Annotated in this window: 7 protein-coding genes; 1 reads left to right on the top strand and 6 read right to left on the bottom strand. The window is 38.3% G+C overall.

The features are described from left to right. The 3 genes from ABWO41_RS11755 to ABWO41_RS11745 form a co-directional block, all read right to left on the bottom strand. A partial coding sequence (locus ABWO41_RS11755; RefSeq protein WP_353137935.1) for a YihY/virulence factor BrkB family protein occupies positions 1-841 on the bottom strand: 841 nt, incomplete at its 3' end. Positions 842-990: 149 nt separating this feature from the next. Next, positions 991-2,151, bottom strand: coding sequence for a mannonate dehydratase (gene uxuA / locus ABWO41_RS11750; RefSeq protein ID WP_353137933.1), 1,161 nt, complete (start codon positions 2,149-2,151; stop codon positions 991-993). A 44-nt stretch (positions 2,152-2,195) separates the two neighbouring features. Further along, entirely contained in the window at positions 2,196-3,020 is an 825-nt protein-coding gene (locus tag ABWO41_RS11745) for an SDR family oxidoreductase (protein ID WP_353137931.1), read from the bottom strand. Positions 3,021-3,283: 263 nt separating this feature from the next. On the opposite strand from ABWO41_RS11745, the gene ABWO41_RS11740 reads away from it, so the two are divergent. Further along, positions 3,284-4,285 (top strand): LacI family DNA-binding transcriptional regulator, encoded by a 1,002-nt coding sequence (locus tag ABWO41_RS11740; protein WP_353137929.1) that lies wholly within the window; start codon positions 3,284-3,286, stop codon positions 4,283-4,285. Here ABWO41_RS11740 and ABWO41_RS11735 read toward each other — a convergent pair. From ABWO41_RS11735 to ABWO41_RS11725, 3 genes are read right to left on the bottom strand one after another with little or no spacing between them, the layout of a single operon-like run. Beyond that, positions 4,275-4,751: a CinA family protein gene (locus ABWO41_RS11735; RefSeq protein WP_353137927.1), complete on the bottom strand. Its 477-nt coding sequence runs from the start codon at positions 4,749-4,751 to the stop codon at positions 4,275-4,277. The genes ABWO41_RS11740 and ABWO41_RS11735 overlap by 11 nt on opposite strands. A gap of 7 nt (positions 4,752-4,758) precedes the next feature. Then, positions 4,759-7,830, bottom strand: coding sequence for an AAA family ATPase (locus tag ABWO41_RS11730; protein WP_353137925.1), 3,072 nt, complete (start codon positions 7,828-7,830; stop codon positions 4,759-4,761). A 1-nt stretch (position 7,831) separates the two neighbouring features. Next, on the bottom strand, positions 7,832-9,058 hold the full coding sequence (locus ABWO41_RS11725) for a metallophosphoesterase family protein (RefSeq protein WP_353137923.1): 1,227 nt from the start codon (positions 9,056-9,058) through the stop codon (positions 7,832-7,834). Between the last annotated feature and the right edge of the window lie 280 nt (positions 9,059-9,338).

The raw sequence follows: 9,338 nt of genomic DNA, 5'->3' as shown, positions 1-9,338 counted from the left end.
CTGCATAAGCTTTGGTAAACTCTGCCCCAAAATAAAGAATAATGGAAGAGTAATAAGTCCATAACAAGAGTATTACCAGTGAACCAGCACCACCATAGGTACTGCCTACATCGCTTTGGCCTATGTAAAAGGATATGGCAAATTTGCCAATCATAAATAATATTGCGGTAACGGCCGCTCCTACTATAATATCTCTCCATTTTATGATGGCATCCGGTAAGACCTTAAATATTACTCCGAATATCAAAGTGATCACTATAAAAGTCAGTAACTGATTTAGGATATAAAATATAATAACAGAGATATCTTCAAACCGGGCCTGCAATCGTTCACTAAAACCGTCTATAACTGTGGTGATAGCGAGAGAAACCAGTAACAAAAATCCCAGACTTACAATGACCGAAAAAGACAGGAATCTATTTTGCAGCATTTTCAGCCATCCTCTTTTAGGTTTAGGTTTTAAACCCCAAATCATATTAATAGAGTCCTGTATGTCGGCAAATACGGTTGTAGCACCAATTAATAGTGTTACCAAACCAACAACAAGGGCAACAGAACTTTTACCTTCTAAAGATGCATTTCTTATAATCTCTTGCAGCTGAGCGGCTGTTTCTCTACCAAGGAAACCACTCAGTTGTTGATACACCTGCCCTTCTGCCGCTTCTCTGCCCAGAAATACGCCACAGAGCGAAATAACAACCACCAAAAGCGGGGCCATGGAAAACACCGTATAATAAGCCAGTGAGCCACTTATTTTAGTGACCTTATGTTCTGTAAAACCTGTAAAGGAAGATTTAAGTATAGCCCATATTTTTTTAAAACTGATTGTTCTTTTCGTCATGTTGTTCTGTTAATAGATGTTGCTTAATAACATCCATATTAACAGAAATGTTTATTGGAACACCAGCTTTTAGCCTCGAATATTAAAATCAAATAAATAAAAAAAGCCTGCTGAAATAATTATCAGCAGGCTTTTTTATATCAGAATTTCTATTTTCGGCCATGGACGATCGCATGTTCCAGACCTCTTAATTCTGCCAGGCCTCTTAGTCTGCCTATAGCTGAATAACCAGGATTGGTTTTCTTTTTTAAATCATCCAGCATCTGGTGACCATGATCCGGACGCATTGGAATATTTACACCTCTTTTCTGCATCACATCAACTGCAGCAGAAACCACAGCATACATATCTACATCGCCTTCCAGATGGTTATCTTCATAAAAATCGCCAAACTCATTTCTTCTGGTACTTCTTAAGTGGAAGAAATTTATTCTATCACCAAATTGCCGGACCATTTTGGGGAGATCGTTATCTGCCCTAACGCCAAAAGATCCGGTACAGAAACACAAGCCGTTACTTGGCGATGGAACTGCATGGAAAAGCGCCTGCACATCTGCAGCTGTACTAACCACCCTTGGTAAACCTAAAATAGCATAAGGCGGATCGTCCGGGTGGATAACCATTTTCACACCATGCTCTTCTGCTACAGGTACGACCTGTGAGAGAAAAGCAATCAGGTTTGATCTCAGACTGGCTGCATCAATGTTTGCGTATTGATCCAGTGCCTGCTGAAACTTCTCGATGGTAAAGCTTTCCTCGCTCCCCGGTAAACCTGCTATTATGTTTTTTTGCAAAGTCAGTTTTTCCTCCGCACTCATACTCCCGAAACGGGATTTTGCTCGTTCAATTTCCTCTGCAGTATAATCCTGTTCTGCGCCTTTTCTTTTTAATATAAATAAGTCGAAAGCGACAAACGCAGCCTTCTCAAATTTCAGCGCTTTAGAGCCATCTTCTACTTCAAAATCCAGGTCTGTACGGGTCCAATCCAGAACCGGCATAAAATTGTAGGTAACTATATAGATACCGCAAGCCGCCAAATTCTTTAAAGATTCTTTGTAATTTTCTATATGCAGCAGATAATCTCCGGTCTGCGTTTTTATGGCTTCGGAAACCGGAACACTTTCTACTACATTCCATACCAGACCTGCCCCTGCTATAATTTCCTGACGTTTTTTTATTTCTTCTATTGTCCAAACTTCACCATTTGGAATATGATGCAAGGCACTTACCACTCCTGTACAGCCTGCCTGCAAAATATCAGACAAACTAACCGGATCGTTTGGTCCATACCATCGCATGGTTTGAATCATCTTAAAACTCACTATCTAATTCTCCTAAGTATCTCACTAATAAATTAAACCCCACCAAAAACGGCAAAACCGCCATCAACATTTATAATTGTTCCTGTAACAAATTTAGAAGCATCGCTCAGTAACCAAACCAGTGCACCCTCTAATTCTTCGGCCTTTCCAAAACGTTTAAAAGGTGTTTGTTTTACTACCAAATTTCCTCTTTCTTTATAGGTACCGTCTGGGTTTGTTAATAAATTTCTGTTTTGCTCTGTCAGGAAAAATCCGGGAGCAATGGCATTCATACGAATAGCTTCTCCATGACGATTCGCCAGCTCAACAGCGAACCATTTTGTATAGCAGTCGATAGCAGTTTTAGCCATACTGTAACCCAAGACCTTAGTGATTACCCTTTGAGAAGACATGGAAGAAATATTTACAACTACACCATTCCCTGTTTTTGCTAATTCCGGACCGAAAACCTGAGTAGGAATAACCGAACCAAAGAGATTTAAATTTAATACCTGCTGTAAAGCCGGAATGTCTAATTTAAAGATATCTGCTCCTGGTTCCAATACGGCTCCCGGCATATTGCCACCTGCTCCGTTAACCAATCCGTCAATTCTTCCAAACTCCTTAAGTATGATTGATTTGGCATTTAACAGGCTTTCCTCACTTAAAACATCTGCAGAAATTCCAATTGCGTGGCCTCCGTTTGAATTTATTTCTTCTGCTCTTTCACGGGCTACATCTTCTCTTCTTCCTAAAATGGCTACTTTTCCTCCGGCTTGTGCGATAGCACCAACAAAAGATTTACCTAATACTCCTGTTCCGCCAGTTACTACAATAACCTTACCTTCTAAAGAAAATGGATTATCACTGTTGATCATAATTTAGTTTTTATTAAGTGTTTAATGATTAATATTTTGATAAAGTGAGATATGGCTATTTCGATGTTTTTAATTCTGAGAAGTGCTGTCCGAAGTTTCATTCCGGAGGCTTCTCCTCTATCAATCGGAATCGAAATAAACAGTATCTTTACTTTTTGGATTCCTTCATTATCCAATTTTAGCTAAAATTCCTTATTTTTTAGATACATTTGTTGGGTTTTTGACTAATTTATTTACGTAAACCTTTACGTTGGTATTTTTGTATGGAGAATATTACGCTTAAGAAACTTGCTGAAATTTTAGAACTTTCGGTTCCTACGGTTTCGAGGGCTTTAAATGATAGTTATGAAATTAGCGAAGAGACCAAAAAACGTGTACGCGAGCTGGCTAAAGCGCTAAATTATCAGCCTAATCCTTTCGCGGCATCTCTCAGAAAAAACAAAAGCAAAACTATTGGGTTGGTAGTTCCTGAAATTTCCAATTATTTCTTTACGCAGATAACAACAGGTGTAGAGAAGATTTGCAATGAACACGGCTACCATTTAATTATCTGTTCTTCTAACGAAAGTCCCGAAAAGGAGGCCAGCATCATCTATAATCTTACAAACGGCAAGGTGGATGGAATTTTGCTTTCTACAGCTTCCGAAGCACACCAGACCGAACATATTTCCAGAATATTACAGAAAAAAATTCCATTGGTGCAGTTTGACCGTGTGGTAGAAGATCTTCCGGTTTCTGCTGTTATAAGCAATGATTTTGAAAGTGCCTACGATGTGACTACCAAGTTATTGAACGATGGCCATACGAAAATTGCTTTTTTAAAATATAGAAACGAACTAACCAATATTGAAAAGCGTTTAAATGGCTATCTAAAAGCTCTGGAAGATAATGACCTTACGGACAAAAAGCTGGTGGTTGAGCTTACCAATAACGAAGAAAATAATATTACTGAAATTAAACGATTGATATTTGAGAAAAAACCAGAGGTTATTTTTTGTTCGGTAAGTCTTTTGGCTATCGGCACCTATGATGTTTGTAAAGAGTTGGGATTAACTATTCCTGATGATGTAAAAGTAATCGCCTACTCTAATACTCCAACAGCAAGACATCTTAACCCTCCTTTGAGCACCATTTCTAAATCTGCTTTCGAGATGGGTGTAAAAGCTACAGAATTATTGTTCTATCAGATTAAACGTAAAGGAGAGTGTGAAATAGAGAAGGTTCTGCTGGGATCAAAAATCACTTATCGGAAATCTAGCGGATAACATCGCAAACCGAAACAAAAATATCTTCCACTGCTTGTTTTATAATTTCGCGGGCATCGCCTTTGTATACTTTCCTGTACGCATTAAGTTTGTCTCTGTAAAGTATATTATAAAAAATCGTACCTACAGGTTTAGATAAATTCTCGCTACCACCGGGCTGACTTAAACCTGTTATAGCTACAGACACATCGGCTTCAAAAAACTCCGAAAGGCCTTTTACCATTTGCACAGTAACTTCTGCCGATTCCGGTGAATACTTTTCTATCAATTCGTCTTCTACACCCAGATATTTTTTCTTGATAGATCCGTCGTAACAAACCAATCCTCCTTTGAATACCTCTCCTGCCCCTGGAATCATTCCCATCTTACAGCATAAAGCCCCAACAGAAACGCTCTCTGCAAAGGCTATTGTCAATTGTTTTTCTTTAAGTTTATCGAAACAAATACACGCCAGATCTTCTTTCATAATCTTTTTATTCCCAGCTTCCGCTAATTAAACTTCCTTCGCTGCTATCATTTTTCACCTTTAAAAACACATCTATCTCCTGCTGTAGATCTTCTACATGAGAAATTACCCCTACAATGCGGTTTTCTCTGCGTAAAGATTTCAATGTCTCAAAAGCTATTTGCAAAGCTTCTTTATCTAAAGAACCAAAACCTTCATCCAGAAAAAAAAAGTTCTGTTCCGATTGATTCTGCTTCTGTACACTTTCTGCCAAAGCTAATGCCAAAGAAAGAGAAGCCTGAAAAGTTTGCCCGCCCGAAAGTGTTTTTACACTCCTGAGTTTTCCGTCATTCAGATAATCCCTTATAAGAAAATCGTTTTTATCTGAAAGTTCCAATTTGAGCTGCTGTCTGCTTAATTTATAAAAACGTTCGTTTGCGGCAATGCATAACTGATTTAAATAGAAGCTTGAAATATAGTTTACAAAACCACTGGATCTGAACAGGTTTTTCAATTGATCTATATTTTGCCCCCGCAACTGAAGAGATTCTAATTCTTTTAATAAGGCTGTTTTTTTCTGTAGACCCGCTTCCTGATTTTTTAAGAATACCTGCTCCTTAATTTGTTCTTCATGATGCTTTTGGAAAAGCTCCTGTAGTCTACCTACTTCGTCTTTTAATTGTATAAATTGCTTGTCGTCGAAAGCCTGATTTTCCAATTCTTTAGACAGACGCTGAAAATTCTGTTCTGCATTATACAGCTTCAACTGATATTCATGCAATTCCTTTTCCAGGGCTGGAATATTCAGATTTTTATTCAACACAGACCTAACCTCTTCCAATGTTGAAAAGTCCGATTCTTTCAACTTCGTTTCAAATGCCTGTTCTAAATTTTGGTACTCTTGTTCCAGCGATTGTTTTCGTTCTTTCAGTGCATTTATTTTTTCATTCAAACTAATAATTTGATGATTCGAAGACTCTATTTCAAGTTTTAATTTATCATAATTTTGCTGAACCTGTATAATTTGCTGTTCCAATTGCTGTTTCTGTGCTTGCAATTCGTCTAAAGAGAACTGAGCAAATGCAGACAGGTGCTGCTCCTGGATCTGTTGCTTGAGTAAGAAAACCTGACCACTTTTTTCTCTATAGTCCAGTTGCAACTTGTCCAAACCGGCTTTATACTTGGCCAATACTCCTTCGACCTCCCGAATAGAAAGTTTTTTTTGTTCCAACGTGTTTTCAAGCGTTGTAATGTATTCTTTTTCCTTTTGGATAGCTTGTTCAAGCTCGTCCAGTTTCTTCTCATCGTTGGGCTCAAAACCGTCCCAAACGAAAGCCTTCTGATGAACCTCTAATGCCCCCAAACTATTTTTTTGTTTCTGAAGCGTTTTTTCTTCTATCTCCCGGCATTTTTGCAAAGACAGCTCTAATGAGCTTACTTTTAATAAAAGTCCGTCCAGAGCTTTCTTTTGCACCTTTAGTGACTCTATTTCCTTTTGAATTGTTTCAAACTCCAATTGTACATTTTCGGGTTGAAGAATTTGCGGATGTTCCAACGATCCGCATAACGGACAAGCTTCGCCATTATGAAGGCTTGAACTAAATTCGCCTAACTTTAATTGAAGTTGATAATGTGCCAGTTCAGATAAAGCATTTTGCTCTTTCTGTATCACACTTTCAAGCAAATCCTGTATTAACTTTAAAGAAATATCACTTTTTATATCATTATTAATCAGAATACTTTCTAGATTTATCTCATCTAAAAGTTTAATATTTTCCTGAACCTGATGTTTCGCTTTTTCGTAATCATGTTCGTCTGAAATTAAGGTACTTTTTAGATGTTTATTGGTTAAATACCATTGTCTCAGCTGGCTTAGAAGACTATAATCGGGCAGTTCCCTATTCCGCTTTTTTATTTCTAAGGCCAAGGCCTCCGATTCATCAAACAGTTTTACCCTTTCGGCTTCTTTATTGTCTAAAATAACCTGCCCGTTAGCAACCCTTTGCTGCAATTCCTGCAAATCGGCATCCAGTTTAAGAATTTCTATACTCTTGTCGTAATCAGCTGATTTTAATTTCCAATTGTCTAGTTGATCAAAATCTAATTTTAATAAATTAAATCTTTCCTGGTTAATAACCAAGATATTATTAACATTATCTAAAGATTTTATTAAAGAAGAAAGATCCTGCTCTAGTTGTCCCCTATCCTGTTTTAATCTGGCATGCTGCAGTAAATCTGCCCTGAAATGCAACATACAGAAATTGAATTGGGCAATACCTGTTCTTAATTCATCAAAGTAATTCTTTCGCGAATGGAGTTCATTCAGCTGTAAACTGTAGGATTGATATTCCTGATAGGCATGCTTTAATTTATCCATTGCCTGCAACAATAAAGCCTTATTGTCTAAATCAGCTTTAGTCTCTTTTACAATTTGAGACAATGCGTTTAGTCTTTCTTTACTTGCTTCGATTTCTTCTAGGCTGATCATACCATAGTTCGACAGTTCGCCTGTCAGTCTTTGAATATGTTCGTTATTTTTCTTTTCAAGAGATACCGCCTGATAGAAGAATTCATATTTTTCAAGTTGAAAAATCTCGCGTAACATCACCGTACGATCCTTATCCCCCAACTGTAAAAACTCCTGAAACTTTCCTTGCGGAATAATAATCGTTCTCCTGAAGTTGTCATAACTTAACCCGATTACCTGTTCGCCATTTGCCCCATCAAGAGGTTGCCATAAACCATCTACCAATTTATAAGATGTTCTTTCCAGGGTCCCCACCTTATCGTGGTTTTTGGCGTTACGTTTACCACGAACTACAAACCGATACCTAAACCCGTCGTAATTGATAAAAGTAAAATCGATGAGCAATTCATTCGATCTCAAATTCATCATATTATAGCTCCTGTTGTCGGTTCTGTTTAAACGTTCGGTATCTCCATACAATGCATAGGAAATAGCTTCTAAAATAGAAGATTTACCCGATCCTACTGCGCCGAAAATACCAAAAAGCTGTCCCTCCAGCAATCTGGTAAAATCTATGGTCTGTTCTTTCTGATAGGAATATAAACCTTTAATGGTTAAAGAAACTGGAATCATTTTACTCTCCTATTTGCTCTGCTTTGATCTCTCTGAATAAATTTATGATATCTTCGTTAGGCGCCTGTCCATTAAACCTGGATTTAAAATACTGTACAAACAGCTCGTCCATGTTCTGACTGAGGTCTACACTTTGCTTCTCTGCGGTATCTTCTCCAGTCCGTTTAATCTCCGGAATCAGCGCAACGATACCATCGTGATTCTGAAACAGCATTTTTCTGTCTTCTGCCCTTAAATAATCAGGTGTAACCAGGGTCAGTTCTACCAGAGCAGTTGGATGCTGCGTTAACCAGTCCAGCGCCTCAGCTACCGTTTCGAATCGCTTTCTATGTAAAATGCGACCTGCGGTTAAAGCTATTTTTTCGTACTTTACCCGAGTATCAGGAAGGATATCAAAGACCGTTACATATTTGGTTTGCCCTGCCTCTGAAAAGCTATAGGAAAGCGGACTGCTGCTATAAACTATGGGGCATGGCTCATGATCTATTTGCTGGAAACGGTGTAAATGCCCTAAAGCTACATACTGGATTTGTTGGGGAACATTCTCTGAGAATACCGCCTGCGCGCCCCCAATATGTAAAATTGGCTTCTCGTCTTCCGGTTCTTCAGGAGGAATTGTTCCTTTCTTCATCATAAAAAGATGTGTTACCAGCATATTTACACCGACTTCGTCACAATATTTATCTGCCAGTTTCTGCCAGTGTTGCTGCAATACGTCCTTCAGGCTTGCTTCCGGATTGTCTATGCCCAGAAAAGTCTTTAGTCTGTACTCACTCGCATATGGCGTTACAATAAGGCGCAAAGGATAATCGTATTTGGGAAGCCGTACTTCTATAAAACCAGCCTCGCTCTGTTCTATGGATATGCCGCAATCCAAACGGCAGGTATTCACATGAGAATAAGGATACCCTATAAAGATAATACCACATTCTTTTGCCAGAGGATCGGGTGCTTCTACTCTATCCGGAGAATCGTGATTTCCTGCAATAGCGACCACCAATCGCTTACCATTATTGGTAAGACGTTTTAAAGTCCTGTACAACAATTCTACAGCTTCTGTCGCAGGATTGAAATTATCGAACAGGTCGCCCGCTACAATCACAACATCTGCCTGCTGCTCATTGGCAATGCGAACTATTTCATCCATTACCATTATTTGCTCAGGCATTCTGGAGATTCGTTCCAATTTCTTGCCCAAATGCCAATCGGCTGTATGCAGAATTCTCATGCGATAAATATAGGAAATCGTCTCCTGCTTTAACTTGCTCCGTTGACTATTTTACACAGATATCTTAATCTGAAAAGCTTCCAAAACCTTTTCCAGGACAATTCTGATGTATTTATAAAAAATAATGGCTTTGTTTTGAACGATTTGCATTTTTATAGGAAAAAATATTTTTAGATATGCATTGAATTCCCTAATATTGCATCGCAAATCGAAAAAGATTTCAGCTCCTATAGCTCAGTTGGTTAGAGTAGAAGACTCATAATCTTTTGGTCCCTGGTTC

The organism is Pseudopedobacter sp. (genome assembly GCF_040392825.1).
Classification (GTDB): Bacteria; Bacteroidota; Bacteroidia; order Sphingobacteriales; family Sphingobacteriaceae; genus Pseudopedobacter.
Note: the sequence above shows the minus strand (reverse complement) of the source record. Positions and strands in the feature narration are given on the sequence as shown.